Raw genomic sequence first — 22,909 nt, 5'->3', positions numbered from 1 at the left:
CCGGCGGCGCGTTTAGCCTTCATGTTAGAGACAGCAGCAGTTTCTATCTTATTAACTCAAGAGTCTTTGGTGGAGAAATTACCCCCAACTCAGGCACAAGTGATTTGTCTAGATAGGGCTGTTAACGTCTCACCCACAAGTTTAATTCATCAAACTACTGCCAATAATCTTGCCTATATCATCTTTACTTCCGGCTCCACAGGTCAAGCCAAGGGAGTGATGATTGAGCATGGTAGCTTAGTTAATGCCTATTTTGCTTGGGAACAGGCTTACAATTTGCAGTCTGGAGTCAAATCTCATCTGCAAATGGCCAGTTTTGCCTTTGATGTCTTCACCGGTGATTGGGTACGGGCATTATGTTCTGGAGGAAAATTAGTATTGTGCGATCGCGATTTGCTTCTATCACCTCCACAGCTATACGATTGTATGCAGCAACAGCAAATTGACTGCGCCGAATTTGTGCCAGCTGTACTAAGAACTCTGATCCAATACTTAGAAGATAGTAGACAAAAATTGGATTGGATGCAGCTAGTAATTTGCGGCTCAGATCGCTGGTACACAGACGAATATCAACGCTGTCAGGCTTTATGTGGTTCCCAAACTCGTGTGATTAATTCCTTCGGACTCACCGAAGCCACCATTGATAGCACCTACTTTGAAAGTGCCAATATTACTAGCAATACTTCGACTCATTCACTAGTTCCCATCGGTCGCCCCTTTGCCAATACTCAACTTTATGTCCTCGATACTCACTTGCATCCAGTCCCCGTTGGTGTGGTTGGGGAACTCTACATTGGTGGGCCTGGATTAGCCCGTGGCTATCTCAATCGCCCTGACCTCACCACCGCCAGTTTTATTCCTCATCCCTTTACCAACAACCCATCACTACGCCTCTATAAAACTGGTGATACCGCCCGGTGGTTGGCTGATGGTAATTTGGAACTACTGGGGCGGGTGGATGCTCAAGAGAAAATCCGGGGCTATCGAGTCGAATTGGCAGAGGTGGAATCTGTCCTCAATCAGCATCCCAATATCAAACAGGCAGTGGTACTGGCTCAACCAGATATTTCTGGAGAAAAGCGATTAGCAGCATATATTGTACAACAGCCACCTAGTGTTTCAGAGCCAGAGAAACAAGCACAGCTAGAAGCAGAGCAAATTAATCAGTGGCAGCTGGTTTATGATGCTGAAGATGCCCTGTTTGCCCAAATGCCTGCGGATTGGGACCCAACTTTTAACATTAGTGGTTGGCATAGCAGCTACACAGGATTACCAATTCCTACTATCCAAATGCAGGAGTGGGTAGATTGTAGTGTGCAGCGCATCTTGGCTTTAAATCCCAGTCGTATTTTAGAAATTGGTTGTGGTACAGGTTTGCTACTGTTCCGCGTTGCTCCCCATTGTCAGGAATATTGGGGTGTGGATTTCTCTCAAGCTGCCCTCAATTATGTACAGCGAGTCCTAGATAAATCTGCACAACAATGGCATCATGTCAAACTGCTGCAAGGTTTAGCAGATAACGTGCCTAGTGGAGAATTTGACACGATTATTATTAACTCAGTTATTCAGCATTTTCCCAGCCTTGACTATTTGCTCCGGGTAATTGAGAATGCGATCGCTGCTTTGAAATCTGGTGGCACAATCTTTTTAGGGGATTTACGCAGTCTATCCCTATTGGCAGCCTTCCGCACTTCCATTGAACTGTACACATCACCAGATACACAATCAACAGCAGATTTCAAACAACGCATCCAAAAACAAGTTGTTGAGGAAGAAGAATTAGTTATTGATCCCGCCTTTTTCCTGGCACTGCAAAAGCATTTTTCGCAAATTAGCCACGTCCAGATTCAACCGAAGCCAGGACGACATCATAATGAAATGACTAAGTTTCGTTACGATGTCACACTCCAGATCAGAAAATCTGTATCAGCCATAGATTCTCAGCAGATACAGTGGCTACAATGGCAACCGGAATTAACACCAGATGCTGTGTGTCAAATCTTGCAGAGAACTCAACCCCAGCAGTTAGGATTGCAAGGGGTAGCCAATATCCGCTTACAGTCAGAATTTAAGGCTTTAGAAATTCTCAATCAAGAAAATTGTCCCCAGACAGTAGTCGAACTACGCGCCATCCTGCAAACAAATGATGCCACCACAACCATTGAACTAGAAGATTGGCAAAGTCTGACTCAAGAGGGTTATCGTGTGGAAATTAGTTGGACGCAGACAACTACCGATGGTAGTTATGATGTCTTATTCCTGAGAAATAACCACCCAGAAGTTATAGCACCCACACTGCCGGAATTCACAACAGCCATTCCCTGGCAGACTTACGCCAATAATCCTCTGCAAAGCCGATTAATGCGCGAATTAGTCCCGCAGTTACGCACCTGTTTAGAGGCGAAATTACCCCAATACATGGTTCCCTCTGCCTTTGTTGTGCTGGAGAATCTACCACTCACCCCCAATGGTAAGGTTGATCGCCGGGCTTTACCTGTTCCCGATACGATTAACTTATCACGTTCAGATAACTTCGTAGCTCCCCAAACTACCGTTGAACAGCAGTTAGCCAAGATTTGGTCTCAGGTTTTAGGGTTATCGGATATTGGAATTCATGACAACTTTTTTGAGCTAGGGGGACACTCACTGTTAGCCACCCAAGTAGTTGCTCAAGTGCGAGATGTTTTCCAAGTAGAAATACCGTTGCGATCGCTGTTTGCTACACCCACAATTGCTACACTCTCCCAAGCGATCGCTCCACAAATAGGTGAATCTTTATCAACCCGAATTCCGCAGCAAACACAACGGGAACGCCTACCCCTTTCCTTTGCTCAACAACGGTTGTGGTTTTTAGATTCTTTAGAAACAGATGCCCGTGCTTATATTGGTGCTGTGGCGATTCATCTCCAAGGATTACTAGAAGTAGGAGTATTAAAACAAACCCTCAATGAAATTGTGCAGCGTCATGAAGTCTTACGCACTAGTTTTACAGTAGTCGATAACGAACCAGTGCAGGCGATCGCGCCATCTCTGACTTTAGAACTTACCGAAATTGACTTACGACAGCAACCAATTTCTCAGCGTCTAGAAAAAGCCCAAAACATTGCAGCCACCTTAGCTCAACAACCTTTTGACTTAAGCCAACCTCCTCTACTCAGAACCACTCTTTTAAGGCTAGATGACGCAGAATATCTCCTATTATTTACCATCCATCACATTATTTCCGATGCTTGGTCAGCAGGGGTATTAATTCAAGAAATCACAGCAATTTACACAGCCTTTGCTCAAGGAAAACCTTCGCCCCTAGAGTCGCTTCCCATTCAATACGCTGATTTTGCTATCTGGCAACGACAATGGTTGCAAGGCGAAACTTTGACAACTCAACTATCTTATTGGAAACAGCAGCTAGTACCGCCCCCTCCAGTCCTGCAACTACCAGCAGATCGACCAAAAACAGCCATAGCAACAGCAAAAGGCGCAAGGTATTCCTTCTCTCTACCACCGTCAGCCAGACTCAAAACCCTCAGCCAAGAAAATGGCGCTACCTTATTCATGACCTTGCTGGCCAGTTTTCAAACCCTACTGCACTACTACACCCAAGAAAATGATATCGCCGTCGGTTGTCCAATTGCCAATCGCGATCGGGCTGAAGTCCAAGGGCTAATTGGTTTCTTTGTCAATACCTTAGTTTTACGCACAGACTTTTCTAGTAACCACAGTTTTCTCGAAATCTTGACCCAGGTACGAAAAACTGCCCTAGATGCCTACACTCATCAAGATATACCCTTTGAAAAACTTGTAGCGGAAATCCAACCAGAACGCCGTCAGAGTCAATCACCTTTATTTAATGTTTGGTTTGTCTTGCAAACTGCATTACCGCCTCTGGAATTACCAGGATTAACACTCACCCAGTCAGATATAGATAGTGGTGCTGTACGCCATGATTTAAAGTTAGATATAACTGAAAATTCTGGTGAATTAACAGGCTTTTTCGAGTACAAAACTGACCTATTTGATGCCCCAACCATCGCTCGCATAGCCCATGTATTTACAACTTTGTTAAACACAATTACTGACCAACCCAATATTGCTGTCAGCGAATTAATCAAAATTATTGCCAATGCCGAACAGCAATTCCAGACAGCCCAAGCTAAAGAATTTCAAAAATCTCGACAGCAAAAGCTCATGGCTAGATCCCGAACAAAGACTTCAAATTAAAAAGCAATAACACCACCTCTGGATAAAATTGCACTGAATTTCCTTCCTTATTTGTTTGTGTGATTTGCGTCCTAGTTGGGGGCATACACTGCGCGATAAGCGAAGCTCTACCGAAGGCTTTATGCGGTTCATTCCTCCAAAAGCATCCTCATAAAGAATTGGTATTACTGCTGAACTTTGTCAACTTTACATCCCATCAAGTATATGACTACAACCAATCGTTATTCAGAATATGACCTCTTCGCCCCTATGTACAACGACAACTGGGGAAATCTATTTAAAGATGGAATACCACTCCCAATTAAAACCTTAATGCTCCAGCATTTACCCCCTCAAGCTCACATTTTAGACCTTTGTTGCGGTACAGGACAATTAGTAGAAAAATTATTGATTGAGGGTTATCAAGTCACAGGAATAGACGGCTCTGAGTCCATGCTCAAATATGCCAAAGAAAATGCGCCTCAAGCCAATTTTATCTTAGAAGATGCTCGATATTTTAATTTGTTACCAACCTTTAATGCTGCAATTTCCATAGGTAGTAGCCTCAACCATATACTAACCTTAGATGAGTTAAAACTCGTTTTTGCAAACGTTTATAACTCCCTCCAGCCTGGAGGATTGTTTGGATTCACAATTGATGTGGAAGGTATTTATCAAAGCAAATGGGATGGGTCTAGTAAAGGAGTTATCAAAGATGAGTATGTATGGGTTTGGCAACGCAAATACCTGCCAGACGCTAATTTAGGTCAAGTTAAAATCGCTATATTACAACTTGTGAACGGGCAATGGGAACGTTCCGACATTACCTGGTTGCTGAAAAGCTATAAGATTTCACATATCGAATCTGCTCTGCAAGAAGTTGGTTTTAAAAATATTGAAATCTATGACTTGAAACAGGATTTAAAACTTCTTAATAACCCTCAAGAAAGTTGTTTTGTTGCTCATAAATTATCCTGAATATTCCTTTGAATACGCCCCATTCCTATGAATTTAAAATCCTTCAAGCGCAAACAGATCATCATATCGCCAGCAGAATTAACAAAAACGGAGTTTTTACAATCAGAACAGACTCTGCCTTTAGTAATTAAGCCTACGATAGATGGCATCAACTTAACCAATTGGGCTAGTAATAGTAAAGCTTGGATTGAGGCTCAACTACTTCAGTATGGTGGTCTAATTTTTCGCAATTTCAACATTCATGAAATAGATGGAATTACAGATTTTATTCAAGCTATTTCTGGAGAATTAATTGAATATTCTTATCGGTCAACTCCGCGCAGTCAAATTAGTGGTAAAATATACACATCAACAGAGTACCCTGCCGAACAATCAATCCCTTTACACAACGAAATGGCCTATTCTTTAAACTGGCCAATGAAAATTTGCTTTTTTTGTGTAAAAACAGCAGAAAAAGGCGGCGAAACTCCCATAGCCGATAGCCGAAAAATATTTCAAAATATCCCTTCCCGAATTAAAGAGAAATTTATTGAAAACAAGATCATGTATGTCCGAAACTATGGTCAAGGACTTGATCTACAGTGGGAGAATGTATTTCAAACCACGAATAAATCAGAAGTAGAAAATTATTGTCGTCAAACTGGAATTGAGTTTGAATGGAAAGATGACAATAATTTAAGAACTCGTCAAGTTTGCCAGGCTGTTGCTTCTCATCCTAAAACTGGTGAGATGGTCTGGTTTAATCAAGCTCATTTATTTCACATCTCAAGTTTGCACTCAGAAGTCCGCGCATCTTTACTAAAAATGCTTGATGCAAAGGATTTACCACGCAATGCTTTTTATGGAGATGGTTCAGAAATTGAAACTTCTGTAATCGAAGAAATTAATGCAATTTATCAACAACAAGCGGTAGTATTTCCTTGGGAAGAAGGTGATATTTTAATGTTGGATAATATGTTAGTGGCTCATGGTCGTAGACCATTTGTAGGCAAAAGAAAAGTTGTAGTTGGTATGGCAGAACCTTTTTCTGGTCAATAATTTTATTCAGAGGAATTGGCGGTTAATATGCAAAGTATGTTTACAGAAACAATCAACGGTTATCAGCTTTCACCCCAACAAAAGCATTTATGGTATTTGCAACAACAAGTAAAAAATAAGCAAGTTTATCGAGTACAATGTGCAGTTTTGATTCAGGGAAATCTTGCTTACCCAATTTTGGAAACAGCATTAACTAAAATAATTGCTAAACATGAAATCTTCCGCACTGAATTTCCAACTTTAACGGGAATGGATCTTCCTTTGCAAGTGATTCATGAACAAACAAAGTTGTGGATAGCAAAATCTGATTTTACCAAATTAGAAAATGAACAACAAACTATAAAGATAGAGAAACTATTTTCAGAAATTGATTTACAAAATGATCATGTATTAAATACCCATATTGTCACTCTTTCACCTGTCAAACATATTTTACTGATTGCTATACCTGCTATTTATGCAGACACTTTATCAATTCATCATCTAGTATTTGAAATTGGTGAGGCTTATACTGCTTGCTTAAATCAGCAAGAACTTTCAGTACAGCCTTTACAATATGCAGATATTGCGGCTTGGCAAAATGAAGTGTTTGAGACAGAAGATGGACAATTAGCAATAAAATATTGGCATCAACAAAATATTGCTAATTTACCCAATATTCAGCTTCCTGGTGAAAAATATCCACCAGAAACAGCAGAATTTCAACCCCAAAATATCAGCCTGAATATCAGTAATGATACCCTAGCCAAACTTCAGAGCATAGCAACTAATAATGCTGTTGATATTTCCACAGTTTTACTAGCTTGCTGGCAAATATTACTTTGGCGATTAACAGGAGAATATCAAATAAATATTGCCACCTATTTTCATGGCAGAAATTATGAAGAATTAGAACCAGTAATTGGATTATTAGCTAAGTATATACCTGTAGGCATTTCTCTAGAACATAATTATAAATTTACTGATGTAATTAAACAATTAGAAATTAATTTTACTGAAGTTTCACAATGGCAAGATTCTTTTAGTTGGGAACAAGTTATCAATAGCCAAAAATTATCCTTTCTGCCCTGTGCTTTTGAGTTTAACTGCTATCCTCCTACATATTTAGCATCTGATATTTCATTTTCTATCTATAAGCAGTACGCTTGTCTGGAAGCATTTAAAATTAAGCTTTCCTGTCAAGAAGGGAATAATTCATTAATCGCTGATTTTCACTATGATGCTGATTTATTTACCCAAGAAGATATTACAGATTTAGCAAAAAAATGGCAAACTTTGTTATCTAGTATAAGTGATAATTCAGAAACGGTAATATCTCAACTAGAAATTCTTAGTCTTAGTGAACGCCAGAAAATTTTAGTCGATTTTAATGCCACACAAACTGAATATTCACAATATCAATCCATCCATCAATTATTTGAGCAACAAGTAGCAATTACGCCTAATCAGCCCGCAGTGGTTTTTGAAGATCAGCAACTAACTTATGCGGAATTAAATACCCGTGCTAATCAAATTGCTCACTACTTAAAAACAGTGGGAGTTGGTGCGGAAACAATTGTGGCGCTGTGTGTAGAACGTTCCTTAGAAATGTGTGTTGGTTTATTAGGAATTCTGAAAGCAGGTGGAGCTTATCTTCCCTTAGATCCCCTACTACCAAATCAGCGTTTGGCTTATATGTTAGAGGATGCTGGGTGTGCGGTGATTTTAACCCAACAGCACTTAGCTAAACTATTCTGCGAACCAGAAATACCGATATTAAATTTAGATAGTAACTGGGATGCGATCGCACCATCGGATACAAATCTTCCTTGTGAAACAACTCCTGAGAATTTAGTTTATGTAATTTACACCTCCGGCTCCACTGGTAAACCCAAGGGTGTAGCTGTGGAACATCAACAACTTCTCAACTACGTTCAAAGTATTATTGAAAAATTAGACCTTCCAGTTGGTTCTAGTTTTGCGACTGTTTCTACCTTTGCGGCTGACTTAGGTAACACAGTCATTTTTCCCGCATTATGTACTGGTGGATGTCTGCATATTATTTCCCAGGAACGAGCGACTAATCCAGAAGCTTTACTAGAGTATTGCGATCGCTATCCGATTGATTGTATTAAAATTGTCCCATCCCACCTCACCGCCTTATTGAGTGCTTCCCAACCCCAAAAAATACTGCCCCAAAAACGGCTGATTCTCGGTGGTGAGGCGCTGAGTAGCAATTTAGTCGCAACACTGCACCAATATACAGCAGACTGTCAGATCATCAACCACTATGGGCCATCAGAAACCACAGTGGGCGTTTGTACTTACACACTCAGTCCTGGAAAAATTTGTCCATCGAACACAGTACCTATAGGTAGTCCCCTAGCTAATACACAAATTTACATTCTAGATCAGTATCTGCAACCTGTACCCATCGGGGTAACTGGTGAGCTTTATATTGGGGGAAATAATCTAGCACGAGGCTATATTAATCATCCAGAACTAACAAATGAAAAGTTTATCTACAAATCCTTTGAAAACTCACAATCAGTAAGACTGTACAAAACTGGGGATTTAGGACGTTACTTACCTAATGGCAACATTGAATTTTTAGGCAGAGCCGACCAGCAAGTAAAAATCCGAGGTTTTCGCATTGAAATTACAGAAATTGAATCTGTACTCCAAGAACATGATGGCATTCGAGAAACCAAAATTTTGGCACGAGAAGATGAATTAAATCATCAGCGTCTCGTAGCTTATTTTGTTCCCAATCAGGAGTCGGAAGTTTTAACTACTGACCTGCGCGATTTTCTTAAAGCCAAGCTCCCGGACTATATGATTCCGTCTGCTTTTGTGCAATTGAAAGCATTTCCGCTTACAGTTAATGGCAAAATAGATCATCAAGCTTTGCCAGCACCTGAGAATATTAAACCAGAATTGGCAGGTAAATTTGTAGCACCTCGTAATTCTATAGAAGAAGCGATCGCCAAAATTTGGTCTGGGGTACTCAAGCTCAAACAGGTGGGCATCTATGACAACTTTTTTGAATTAGGTGGAGATTCAATTATCAGTATTCAAATCATTGCTAGACTCAATCAAGCTGGTTTGCAACTCACACCCAAGCAGTTATTTGATTATCCTACCATTGCCGAATTAGCAACCGTAGCTAGTAGTACATCAGCCGTTAAAGCTGAACAAACACCGGTCACAGGTTTTGTGCCGCTAACACCAATTCAACACTGGTTCTTTGAACAGAATTTATCTGAACTACACCATTGGAATCAGAGCTTAATCTTAGAAATACCGCCAGAAATTGTTCCAGATTTATTAGAACAAGCATTACAGTATGTGCAGCAACATCATGATGCTCTGCGGCTACAATTTATTCAGCAAAAATCTCATTGGCAACAAATTAACTTGGGAATTGAGCAAGTTAAAAAAATCACTATTGTCCATGAAGATTTAACAGCAATCCCTCCAGAAAAACAAGAAGATATTCTCCAAATTAAAGCTTGTGAATTACAAGCCAGCTTAAATTTAGCTGCGGGTTCGCTGATGCAGGTGGCATTGTTTAACTTAGGTCAAAATCAAGCAAAACGTCTGCTGATAGTCATTCATCATCTGGCAGTAGATGGTATTTCTTGGCGAATTTTGTTAGAAGACCTCCAGCAAGCTTATCAGCAACTCCTCCAAAATGAAGCAGTTCAATTACCTTTGAAAACAACTTCTTTTAAACGGTGGTCTGAGTTTTTGCATGACTACGCTCAATCATCTAAGCTACAACCGGAAATCGAATATTGGCTAACAACAGCCTCAAAATTTATTGCTCCTTTACCCATTGATTATCCTGACGGTGATAACATAGTAGAATTAGCTAATAAAGTTTTAGTTTCACTCAGTGTTGAAGAAACCAAAGCTTTATTACAAGATTTACCAATTGCTTATCATACTCAAATCAACGATGTCCTGCTCACCGCATTAGTACAAACCTTTACCCAATGGACAGGCGGAAATTGTTTGCTAGTAGATTTAGAAGGACATGGTAGAGAGTCCATCAACAATAATATTAACCTAACTAGAACAGTTGGCTGGTTTACCAGTATTTTTCCTGTAGTGCTGAAATTAAATGGAATTTCCCAACCGATAGAAGCACTCCAAGCTATTAAAGAACAACTGCAAAACCTGCCAAATCGCGGTATTGGTTACGGAGTATTGCGTTATTTAAATCAAACTTCTTTAACAACACAACTGCAAAGTCTTCCCAAAGCTGAAATACGATTCAACTACCTGGGCCAACTAGACCAAATATTGCCAGAATCATCAATGTTTAAACACATCAAGCAAACTGTGGGGAATAGCCGCAGCTTGCGCAGTCATCGGCGCTATCTCATAGACATTAACGGGTTTGTACTGGGGGGACAACTGCAAATGGAATGGACATACAGCGAGCAGATACATCAAAGAAGCACGATAGCCCAACTAGCTCAAGGGTTTATGGAAGAATTGCGATCGCTCCTAGCCCTTTGTCAATCTGGCACCTTTTCTAACTGGACATCCGCCGAATTTCCCGAAGCTAATTTAAGTCAACAAGACCTAGAACAATTCCTCGCCAAAATCAATCAAGGGAGCGCTCAATGAAACGCGAAAATATTCAAGATATCTACGAACTCTCTCCCGTACAAAAAGGCATTTTGTTCCATAGTTTGTATACTCCTGAGTTGGGATTTTATTTCATTCAATATACTTATAGAGTCAATGGCAATCTAAATATTGCCGCTTTAGAACAAGCTTGGCAAGAAGTAGCAACAAGACATACAATTTTGCGGACTAGCTTCTATTGGCAAGAAATTGATAAACCATTACAAGTTGTCAATCGACAAGTCAAAGTGCCTGTAGAGCAGCAAGATTGGCGAGGAATAGATCCTGTTGAACAGGCCAAGCATTTGCAAGATTTCTTAATGAGCGATCGTCAACGAGGCTTTGATTTATCCCAAGCTCCACTGTTTCGTGTGACTGTAATTCAGTTAGCAGATCAAGTTTACGAAATCGTTTGGAGCAAACATCATTTAATTTTAGATGGTTGGTCAGCGCCGATAGTAAATACAGAATTTTTTCAAACATACCAAGCTCTTTGTCAAGGTAAAAATACTTCCTTCCCATCCAGCCGTCCTTTTAAAGATTACATCGCCTGGTTACGAAAGCAAGATTTATCCCAAGCCGAAGTATTTTGGCGAAAATTACTTCATGGAATCAAAACACCCACACCTCTAGACAATATTAAGGTCAAAAATTTATCCGGGCAATCAGAAAGATATGATGAGCAACAAATCAAGCTATCAACAGCAACAACAGCCAAATTACAATCTTTAGCACGCCAACATCAACTAACCATCAATACTATCTTTCAAGCAGCTTGGGCAATCCTCCTAAGTCGTTACAGTTGTCAAGAAGAAATTGTCTATGGTTGCGGTGTTTCTGGCCGTCCAGTGGATTTATTAGGAGTTGAGTCGATGGTAGGGGTATTTATTAACACCTTACCTGTTTGTATCAAGTTGAAACCTCAGCAATTACTGCCAGAATTCTTGAAACAACTTCAAGCACAACAAGTTGAAATGCGTCAGTACGAATACAGTCCACTGGTAGACATTAAAGGATGGAGTACAGTACCAAGAAACCTACCTTTATTTGAAAGCATAGTAGTGTTTGAAAACTATCCAGCTTCGCAGATTTCACAAAACAACGAAGATGAACTACAAATCCTTGAATTCAAAGGCTTTTACAAAACTAATTATCTCCTAAACGTCATTGGGTATCCAGGTTCAGAATTAGTGATTGGCATTAATTATGATTGCCAACATTTTGATACTGCCACAATTATCGGCATCTTAAAAGATTTTGAAATATTATTATTAGGCATAGCAGATAACCCTAACAAGCCACTCAAAAACCTATCTTTATTAACACCACAACAACAGCAAATAACCTCAACCTTAGATAAACAAATTTCCTTTAACTTGCCTGCTTATCGCTAACCAATAAAATCAATAAAAAATCTATTAAACCCTATTCCTTTGACGTTCTTCGCGCCCTGGCTGTATGCGACATCCCACACAGCGCATTTAAAACATTCTCAAAAACCAATCCATTACACCAGAAAAAACCATGACTTTTATCCATACCGAACAAGAAAATAAAAATATAAACATCTTTGAACAACGGGAATCAAACGTTAGGAGTTATTGCCGAAGTTTCCCTGATACATTTAATCGGGCTAAAGGCGCTCTACTATATTCCACTTCCGGTAAAGAGTATATTGATTTTTTGGCAGGTGCAGGCGCTTTGAATTATGGACATAATAATGATTACATCAAAGCCAAAGTCCTTTCTTACCTAGATTCAGATGCCATTGCGCATGGTTTGGATATGCACACCACAGCAAAACAAAACTTTCTAGAAAAATTTTCTGAATCAATTTTAATTCCCAAAAATCTAGATTATCGCATACAATTTTGTGGACCCACAGGCACAAATGCTGTAGAAGCAGCGTTAAAACTAGCCAAAAAAATTACAAATCGTTCTGGAATTTTCTCATTCATGGGAGCCTATCATGGCATGACCTTGGGTAGCTTATCAGTAAGTGGCAATAAAAGTATGAGATTAGGCTTAAACTTAGGATTGAATAATGTTAATTTTATGCCTTATCCCTATGAATTCATGGACAGTTTTGATACAATTCAATTTATTGAAACAGTATTAAACGACGTTAATTCAGGACTCGAAAAACCCGCAGCCATAATTTTTGAAACAGTCCAAGCTGAAGGCGGAATTATAGTTGCATCTATTGAGTGGATGCAAAGACTCCGAAAATTGTGCGACGACCATAATATTTTGCTGATTTGTGATGATATTCAAGTAGGCTGTGGCCGTACTGGTTCTTTCTTCTCTTTTGAAAGAGCAGGTATAGTTCCCGATATGGTTGTACTTTCAAAATCTATCAGTGGTTATGGCTTTCCCATGTCGCTATTGTTGATTAAGCCAGAATTGGATGCTTGGGAACCTGGTGAACATACAGGAACTTTTAGAGGAAACCAATTAGCATTTGTGGGAGGAACAGCTGCTTTAGAATATCGAGAAATCACAAACATTGAGCAAGATGTAAAAGTCAAAGAATTTTTCTTGAAAAATTTCTTACATAAAGAAATAGCACCAATTAATGACAAAATAAAAATACGTGGTATCGGGATGATTTGGGGAATCGATTTAGCTAATTGTGGTGATTTAAGTTTTGCCAAAAAAATTACTTCCCGTTGTTTTGATTTAGGATTAATAGTTGAAAAAGTTGGCAGAAATGATACAGTAATTAAGATTTTGCCACCGCTAAATATTGACATTTCAATTTTGCAACAAGGGTGTAAAATTCTTAAAGAAGCTTTTGAATATAACTACCATTTGAATGAGATAGAGTAAGAATTATTCGATCCAAAATGAATACAGACTAATTCTAAGAAGATCAGCTAGAACAAAATAATTAAGTAATTTTTGCAAAAATAGCAATCCTTAATTATTTTAAAGTTTTAGGATTGCTAAATAATTAAATTGATTTAATGGATATCAACATGACTAACGAAATTGAATACATTGCTCATTCAGTTGCACCAGAGGAACTGTTTTCTCAAAAAATCTATTGGTTAAATCAATTAAAGCTAGAAATACCTGAAACTAATTTCATTACTGATTATTTAAGAACAGTGAAATCAGGTGAAAAAAATCAGCACATTGAGTTTGAATTACCACAAAAATCATTTGAATATCTCCTAAATTTAACAAATAATTCTTACTTGTCCATATATGTTGTATTACTGACGGTATTAAATACACTATTGTATAAATATACTGGTAACAATGATATATTTGTCGGTTCACCTCTTCCAAAACAACAAAATGTTGAAAAATTAGGTCATGAAATCCTGCCTTTAAGGTCTTATGTAGAGAACACATTAAATTTTAATGAATTTATTTTGCAAACTAAGCAAACCGTAATAGAGGCATATAGCCATCCAAATTTTCCTCTAGAAGACATTTTAAAATTATTAAATATTTCCCCCAATCAAAATCGCCAGCCAATCTTCGATATTGTCATTTTATTGGAAAATATTCATGATTCCCATATTGTTAATAGTTGCCAAAATGATTTAACGTTTTCTTTTCTGGTCACTGGGAATGTGATTAAAGGCAAGGTAGAATATAAAAACCTACTCTTTCGACAACAAAATATTCAGTTAATAATTGACTCTTATATTGCAATCTTCAACCAGATTTGTCATAATCCTCACCAGCAAATATCAGAGATTTCCTGCATTTCGCCAATACAGCAGCATCAATTATTAGCTGAATTTAACGATAATCTGCAAAATTTTCCAGTAGATAAGTCTCTAAATCATTTATTTGAAAATCAGGCAAAACGGACACCAACACACACTGCTGTAATTTGTGGAGATGATAAATTAACTTATCAACAATTAAATGAAACAGCTAATCGACTAGCAAGATTATTATGTAATTGTGGTGTTAAAACCGGAGAATTTATTGGTATTATTAAACAACGGGATGTAAATTTTCTCATCGCTATACTAGCTATTTTGAAAGTAGGTGCAGTTTATGTTCCCATCGATAGCACCTATCCGCCAGATAGAATTAAATATATGGTATCAAACAGTCAGGTAAAATTTGTATTAACAGATTCTACTTGTGATTTGACTGCTTGTTTATCAGATTGTCCGCAATTACAACACTTGATATTTTTAGATATTAATCCTGAAAAATCCACAGTTCAATCAATAATCAATGCTCAAGTATATCACCTCCTAGATTTTGCTAATTTAGCACCAGATAATCTAGAAGTTAATGTTCAAGGTATTGACCCAGCTTACATGATTTATACATCTGGTTCAACGGGTTTACCCAAGGGAGCAATTATTAGACATGGTGGAGCGATTAATCATATTTATGCTCAGTTTAATGCCTTAGAATTAACTGAAAATTTGATTTTTTTACAAAGTGCTGCGGCTTCTTCAGATATTTCTGTATGGCAGTTTCTCGCACCTCTGATGATTGGTGGTAAGGTGGTCATCGTTGATACAGAAACTGTTTGCAATCCCCAAAAGTTGCTTGAATGTATCCAATCACAAAATATTACTATTATTGAATTAGTTCCAGTTATCATTACAACTTTACTCAATTACATTGGTAATTTGTCGGCTGATGCTAGATTACTACCACACCTGAAATGGATGATGGTGACAGGGGAATCTGTCTCTGTAGAACTTGTAAATAGATGGCTGCAATTGTATCCAGAAATTAAAGTAGTTAATGCTTATGGTCCAACAGAAGCTGCTGATGATATTACTCAATTAATCATTGACCATCCTTTACCAGAAAATCTATCTACAGTTCCCATTGGTAAACCCTTAGCCAACCTGAATCTATATATTCTTGATTCGCAAATGCAGTTATTACCAATTGGTGTTCCTGGGGAAATTTGTGTATCAGGATTTGGGGTTGGCTTGGGGTATTGGCAAAATTCCACCAGTACTCAATCTAGTTTTATCCCCAATCCGTTCATTCAGTATGCAAAGGTTTTACCTGGAACTAATACTGATTTAATCTACAAAACGGGGGATTTAGGTCGATGGTTACCTGATGGTAATATAGAGTTTTTAGGACGCATCGACCATCAGGTAAAAATTCGCGGTTTCCGCATTGAATTAGGGGAAATTGAGACGCTATTAATTCAGCATCATTCTGTGAATGATTGTGTGGTTGTAACCCATCAAGAAGAATCAGGAAATCCCCAATTAGTCGCCTATGTGGTCGCCAATCATCAATCAACCCCTAGCATCAGTGAATTGCGTAATTTCTTGAAAGAAAAGTTGCCTGACTATATGCTTCCTTCTGCTTTTATGATGCTAGAAGCCTTACCCCTAGCACCTAGCGGCAAAATTGATCGTAAAGCGTTGCCGAAACCTGATCATCTTCGTCCTGAGTTAGAAAGTGCTTATGTGATGCCACAAACTCAGATAGAAAAGGTAATTGTTGATGTTTGGCAAAAAGCATTGAATCTTGAGAAAGTAGGCATTGCCGATAATTTCTTTGAGCTTGGCGGTCATTCATTGATTATGCTGCAAATTTATAGTCAACTACGTGAATTATTACCCAAGAAATTGTCGCTGATGGAAATGTTTAAATATCCTACAGTCAGTTCTTTAGCTAAATTTTTAAGCCAAGAAAATAATCAAGAATTGATTAATGAACAGGATGAGGTTAGTAAAAAAATCGCCGCAGGTAAACAGAGACTTAAACAACGCTTAAAACAAAAAAAATAAACCAAATAAAATATATATCTCAGTTGTATTATGAATGAAATTGTACATAACAGTGGCGAAAATAATGGTTTAGAAATAGCCATTATTGGGATGAGTGGACTATTTTCCGGGGCTAAAAATCTTGATGAATTTTGGCAAAATCTTCAAGATGGAGTGGAGTCAATTTCTTTTTTGACTGAACCTGAGCTAGAAAAATTAGGTATAGATGCTAAAGTATTTAGTGATCCGAATTATGTCAAAGCAAATGGCATAGTTCAAGATATAGACTTATTTGATGCCTCCTTCTTTGGCTTTAGTCCCAGAGAAGCTGAAATCATGGACCCTCAACAACGCTTTCTTTTAGAGTATGCCTGGGAAGCGTTGGAGAATGCTGGTTATAGTTCAGAGGTTGACAAACATCAAATTGGTGTTTTTACTGGTTCCAGCATTAATACTTATATCTCAAATATTTATTCCCATCATGATGTTGTACCTTCTATAGATGGGTTCCAAATTTCAATGGCCAATGATCCTGATTTTCTCAGCACTCGTGTCTCCTACAAATTAAATTTACAAGGACCCAGCTATACAGTACAAACTACCTGCTCCACTTCATTGGTTACAATTCATTTGGCTTGCCAAAGTTTGCTGAGTGGTGAATGTGATATTGCTTTAGCTGGTGGTGTTTCTATCTCAAAGCCAGGGGGATATGTTTATCAAGAAGGTGGAATTTACTCTCCTGATGGCCATTGTCGTGCATTTGATGCTCAGGCTCAAGGAACAGTTAAAGGTAAAGGTCTAGGCCTAGTGGTGTTGAAACGCTTAGAAGATGCCTTAGCAGACGGAGATTTTATTCATGCTGTGATCAAAGGCTCGGCGATTAATAACGATGGCTCTGCTAAAGTGAGTTATTCTGCTCCTAGTATCAATGGTCAGGCAAAAGTGATTCAAGCGGCGCAGACTATGGCCGAAGTGGAACCCGAAACGATCGCCTATATTGAAGCACATGGCACTGGAACATCTTTAGGAGATCCGATTGAAATCACCGCGCTGACAGAAGTCTTTAGTGCTAAAACGCAGAAAAAAAACTTTTGTGCGATCGGTTCAGTTAAAACCAATATTGGACATTTGGGGCCTGCGGCTGGTGTTGCTAGTCTAATTAAAACAGTTCTCGCCCTCAAACATCGACAAATCCCACCCAGCTTACATTTTGAAACACCCAATCCTCAAATAGATTTTGCCAATACTCCTTTTTACGTTAATACTCAACTCTCTGACTGGAAAACTAACGGTATTCCCCGGCGCGCTGGAGTCAGTTCCTTTGGTTTTGGTGGCACCAATGCCCATATAATTCTCGAAGAAGCCCCAACAATTGCACCTTCTGACCCCTCTCGTCCTTATCAATTGTTATTGCTTTCAGCTAAAACTATTACGGCTTTAGAAACTGCTACAGCCAATTTGGTTGCTTATATGCAGCAATATTCTGATTTACACTTAGCTGATGTTGCTTACACTCTTGGGGTAGGTCGTCGGGCATTTGAATATCGCCGGATTTTGGTCTGTCAAGACTTGGAAGATGCTCTGAAGTCACTGTATCCTTTAAATGACCAACGAGTACTGACCCATTACCAAGAACCTTGTAATCGCCCTGTGGTGTTTATGTTTTCTGGGCAGGGGTCGCAGTATGTGAATATGGGGAAAGAATTATATGAGAATGAACTGATTTTCACAGAACAGGTTGATTACTGCTGTGAACTGCTCAAACCTCATCTGGGAATGGATTTGCGGACTGTACTTTATCCCAATCCGGAAACAGGTGCGCCGCAATTGCTACAGACGGCGGTGACTCAGCCGGCGCTGTTTGTGATTGAGTACGCCCTTGCTAAGTTGTGGATGAGTTGGGGTGTGCATCCAGAAGTAATGATTGGTCATAGCATTGGGGAATATGTGGCAGCTTGTCTGTCTGGGGTTTTCTCTCTAGAAGATGCCTTAGCACTGGTAGCAATCAGAGGAAAACTGATGCAGCAATTGCCGCCAGGGGCGATGCTTTCTGTGCAAATGTCTGAACAACAAGTACAACCTTGGTTGAATGAAGAATTATCTTTAGCAGGCAGTAATAGCCCTTTTAATTGTGTAATTTCCGGTGCGATCGCAGCTATAGAAAAATTACAACAACAGTTACAAGACAAAGAAATTCCATGTCGGAGATTACATACTTCCCATGCCTTTCATTCCCAGATGATGGCATCAATCATCCCACCCTTTACCCAATTCTTAGAAACAGTTAAACTCAATCCCCCGAAAATTCCCTTTATATCTAATGTTAGTGGGACTTGGATAACTGCCACTGAAGCCACAGACTCCCACTACTGGGCTAGACATTTAAGGGAACCAGTACGCTTTAGTCAAGGCATAACTGAGTTACTCAAACAGCCAGAGCGAATTTTATTGGAAGTAGGCCCAGGAAGAACCCTTAGTAGTTTAGCTACACAACATCAGTCTCATGAGTTGGTGGTGCTAACTTCAATGCGCCATCCCCAAGAACAGCAGTCAGATTTGGCATTTTTATTCCTCACTATCGGTCGGCTGTGGTTGATGGGAATTCCCGTGGATTGGCCTGGTTTTTATGCTAATGAACGACGACATCGTATTCCCTTACCTACTTATCCTTTTGAGCGTCAGCGTTACTGGATTGAGACTAGTTCCAAGATTTCCGAGACTAAAACAAAAGAAGAACTCATAAACAAAAAACCAGACATTGCAGACTGGTTCTATATTCCTCGCTGGCAAGAATCTACACCAGTTGAGCTTTGTTTACAGGAGAAATTTGCAGCAAAACAATTATGCTGGTTAATATTTATTGATAACTATGGAGTCGCCGCCGAAATTATTGCCAGACTCAGAAAAGAGAATCAAAATATCATCACTGTGGAAGTAGGTAAGCAATTTGCTAGACTTGATAACTTTGCATTTGCCATTAATCCCCAAAAACGAGATCACTATGACCTCTTACTACAAGCACTGCAAACGCAGAATTTGAGTCCCCAAGGAATTGGTCATTTTTGGAGCGTTACACCCAATGATATTTTGCCCAACCACGATTTAGATGAACCAATAAATTCACGCCAGGAATTTTTTGAATATTGTCAGAGTCTTGGTTTTTATAGTCTCTTATTCTTAGCACAAGCACTGGCAGAACAAAATATCACTCAGCCTATCAAGCTGATGGTTGTCAGCAGTAATGTTCATGATGTAACTGGTGAAGAGTGCTTATGTCCTGAGAAGGCAACAATTTTAGGAGCTTGCAAAGTAATTCCCCAAGAATATCCCCATATCACTTGTTGTAATGTTGATGTGGTGCTGCCAAAATCTGCAACGAAGGTGTCAGAAAAATTCATCAACTACCTGCTGGCGGAATTTACAGCCCAGTCAACAGATGTAGTTGTTGCTTACCGTAAACATCATCGTTGGGTTCAAACTTACACATCTGTTCGCTTAGATGAAAGCACTGCTAACAAAACCAAATTGAGGCCAGGAGGAGTTTATTTAATCACTGGTGGGTTGGGAGATATTGGTTTAGTTTTGGCTAAATATCTAGCTCAGACAATCCAGGCGAAGTTGATTTTGCTGGGGCGCAAAGGTCTTCCAGAAAAACATCAGTGGTCGGAATGGTTAGTCAGTGATGAAAATGCTCAAATCAGCAGCAAGATTAAGAGCGTGATGGAACTGGAGGAATTAGGGGCTGAAGTTGAGGTCATCAGTGCTGATGTAGCTAATGAGTCACAAATGCAAACAGCGATCGCGATCGCTACTGAGCGTTTTGGTAATATTCATGGTGTCATTCACGCCGCCGGCATTGTTGATGATGCTTATCACATCATTCAAGAAACTTCTCAAATCCAAACGCAATCGCAATTTCATCCCAAAGTTTATGGATTATTTATTTTAGAAAAACTTTTGGCAGGGAAACAGTTAGATTTTTGTTTATTAACATCCTCATCATCATCTATATTGGGAGGTTTAGGATTAATTTCTTATGCTGCTGCGAATATCTTTATGGATGTTTATGCTCACAAACAGTATGAAACAAATTTATTCCCTTGCATTAGCGTTAACTGGGATAGCTGGCAAAGTAAGAATGGGAAAATTCGAGCAGCAACAATTGGATTAGGATTGGATAAATTACAAATGACTCAACCCGAAGGGGTGGAAGCCTGTAAGCGGATTTTATCAACATATCCAATCTCTCAAGTTGTGGTGTCATCTGGAGATTTGCAAACTCGCATTGACCAATGGATTAAACTCAATTCTTTACGTAATAGTGAATCTGATCACCAGGAAGATTTATTTTCTCACCATCAAAGACCAAACTTAAAAACCCCATATATTGCTCCTAGAAATGAAATAGAGCAAACTGTAGCCCAGATTTGGCAAAAACTTCTTGGTGTCCAAGATATAGGCATCCATGACAACTTTTTCGAGTTAGGAGGTGATTCACTTTTAGGAACTCAGATAATTTCTCAGTTGCGTAAATTATTTCAAATAAATTTACCTCTAAGCAGTTTATTTAATGAACCTACTATAGCTGGCATATCAGGTTACATTGAAGCTCTTAGAGAAACACCTAAAAAATCATTTGTTTTTTCCACCACTGCTTTAAGTAATGCAGAAATTGAATTGTAAATGAATGAATTTACATTTAGTAGTACCACTGTTTATTACTGATGATGGTCATTGACAAACTTTGAGGAAAAATTACTTTAACTTATGTTCAGTTACCAAGAGAGATACTTATGAAACCTATCGATCAACTGCTATCTTACCTGAATAGTTTAGATATACAATTCCGAATTGATGGCGATCGGATATATTGTAATGATCCTCAAGGAATGCTGACATCTGAACTCAAACAACAGTTGCGCGATCGCAAACAAGAAATTCTGCAATTTATACATCATAATCGTCAATCCTCACAGAGCGATCGCATACTACCAGTTTCCAGAGATACAAACTTACCCCTCTCATTTGCCCAGCAAAGATTGTGGTTCCTGAATCAATTGGAGCCAAATAACCCGATCTACAACCTTTCATTCCCTCTACGTCTGCTTGGTCAACTCAATATAGAAGCATTAAAGCAAAGTCTTAACGAAATTGTGCGTCGTCACGAAGTCTTGCGAACTACTTTTACAATTATAGACAAAAAACCCGTTCAGGCGATCGCTCCAGTCTTGACCTTAAAGCTACCAATAATAGATTTAGAAAACTTACCAGAAACAGCCCAAAAAACTCAAGTTTCGCAGCTAGTAACTCAAGAAGCCCAGTTACTCTTCGACTTAGAACAAGGACCATTACTCAGAGCTAGTTTACTCAAATTAAGCCAGCAAGAATACATCGCATTGTTCACAATGCACCACATCGTTTCAGATGGTTGGTCAATAGAAATCCTGATCAAAGAATTAGGAGTACTTTACGAAGCCTTCTGTCGAGATGAACCTATCTCCTGCGGAGACACTACGCGAACACTATTAGCAGAACTGCCAATCCAGTATGCAGACTTTGCAGCTTGGCAACAACAATGGCTGCAAGCAGAAGTTTGGGAAACGCAGATATCTTACTGGCATCAACAATTAAATGGTGCGCCCTCCTTACTAGAACTACCAACCGACTATCCCAGGCCTGCCATTCAATCATTCTCAGGAGCCAGACATTCATTCAGCATATCTCCAGAGCAAACACAAGCACTAAAAATACTCAGCCAGCAGCAAGGATGTACCTTATTTATGACCTTGCTGGCCACATTTAAAACCCTCCTGCACCGCTACACAGGAAGTAATGACCTTGTAGTCGGTACACCCATAGCTAACCGCAATCGCAGTGAAATAGAAGGGTTAATTGGTTTTTTTGTCAATACTCTAGTCCTGCGAACCGATTTATCTGGGAATCCCAGATGGCGAGAGTTGCTGCATCGAGTCCGGGAAGTGTCTTTAGGAGCTTATGCTCACCAAGATATGCCCTTTGAACAACTTGTTGAACATTTGCAACCACAGCGCAACTTAAGTTATGCACCACTATTTCAAGTCATGTTCGTGCTTCAGAACCCTCAAAACTCACACATTGAGTTGTCCGGCTTGACTTTGAGTACGGTAGAAACTAACAGTAACAATCATGCAAAATTCGATTTAACGCTGGATATCAGCGAAACTCCTGACGGATTGATAGCAAAACTCGAATATAACACTGATTTGTTCACAGCGCAGACCATACAACAGATGACAGGCGTTATGCAGACGTTGCTATGTAAAATTCTTGCCAACCCAGAGGCACGGCTATCAGATTTACCAATATTAACAACTATT

At 39.1% G+C, this 22,909-nt stretch carries 9 protein-coding genes; all 9 read left to right on the top strand.

Annotated features, from left to right (window positions below; genetic code table 11):
* A partial coding sequence (locus tag VB654_RS18740) for an amino acid adenylation domain-containing protein (RefSeq protein ID WP_323215319.1) occupies positions 1 to 4,218 on the top strand: 4,218 nt, incomplete at its 5' end.
* Positions 4,219 to 4,422: 204 nt separating this feature from the next.
* Positions 4,423 to 5,175: a class I SAM-dependent methyltransferase gene (locus VB654_RS18735; RefSeq protein WP_323215318.1), complete on the top strand. Its 753-nt coding sequence runs from the start codon at positions 4,423 to 4,425 to the stop codon at positions 5,173 to 5,175.
* 27 nt (positions 5,176 to 5,202) lie between these two features.
* The gene (locus VB654_RS18730; RefSeq protein WP_323215317.1) at positions 5,203 to 6,213 is read left to right on the top strand and encodes a TauD/TfdA family dioxygenase; all 1,011 of its coding nucleotides are present in this window, start codon (positions 5,203 to 5,205) and stop codon (positions 6,211 to 6,213) included.
* A 27-nt stretch (positions 6,214 to 6,240) separates the two neighbouring features.
* Entirely contained in the window at positions 6,241 to 10,830 is a 4,590-nt protein-coding gene (locus VB654_RS18725) for a non-ribosomal peptide synthetase (RefSeq protein WP_323215316.1), read from the top strand.
* The gene (locus VB654_RS18720; RefSeq protein WP_323215315.1) at positions 10,827 to 12,224 is read left to right on the top strand and encodes a condensation domain-containing protein; all 1,398 of its coding nucleotides are present in this window, start codon (positions 10,827 to 10,829) and stop codon (positions 12,222 to 12,224) included. The genes VB654_RS18725 and VB654_RS18720 overlap by 4 nt, the downstream gene beginning before the upstream one ends.
* A gap of 166 nt (positions 12,225 to 12,390) precedes the next feature.
* Positions 12,391 to 13,659 carry a diaminobutyrate--2-oxoglutarate transaminase gene (ectB, locus tag VB654_RS18715; protein ID WP_323215337.1) on the top strand — a complete coding sequence of 423 codons (1,269 nt, stop codon included), beginning with the start codon at positions 12,391 to 12,393 and terminating at the stop codon, positions 13,657 to 13,659.
* 149 nt (positions 13,660 to 13,808) lie between these two features.
* Positions 13,809 to 16,574 carry a non-ribosomal peptide synthetase gene (locus VB654_RS18710; RefSeq protein ID WP_323215314.1) on the top strand — a complete coding sequence of 922 codons (2,766 nt, stop codon included), beginning with the start codon at positions 13,809 to 13,811 and terminating at the stop codon, positions 16,572 to 16,574.
* Between the two features lie 30 nt (positions 16,575 to 16,604).
* The gene (locus tag VB654_RS18705) at positions 16,605 to 21,236 is read left to right on the top strand and encodes a type I polyketide synthase (protein ID WP_323215313.1); all 4,632 of its coding nucleotides are present in this window, start codon (positions 16,605 to 16,607) and stop codon (positions 21,234 to 21,236) included.
* A gap of 110 nt (positions 21,237 to 21,346) precedes the next feature.
* On the top strand, positions 21,347 to 22,909 hold a 1,563-nt coding region (locus tag VB654_RS18700; RefSeq protein ID WP_323215312.1), incomplete at its 3' end, for a condensation domain-containing protein.

It is taken from the genome of Nodularia sp. UHCC 0506 (genome assembly GCF_034931045.1).
In the GTDB taxonomy this organism is placed as follows: Bacteria; Cyanobacteriota; Cyanobacteriia; order Cyanobacteriales; family Nostocaceae; genus Nodularia.
Note: the sequence above shows the minus strand (reverse complement) of the source record. Positions and strands in the feature narration are given on the sequence as shown.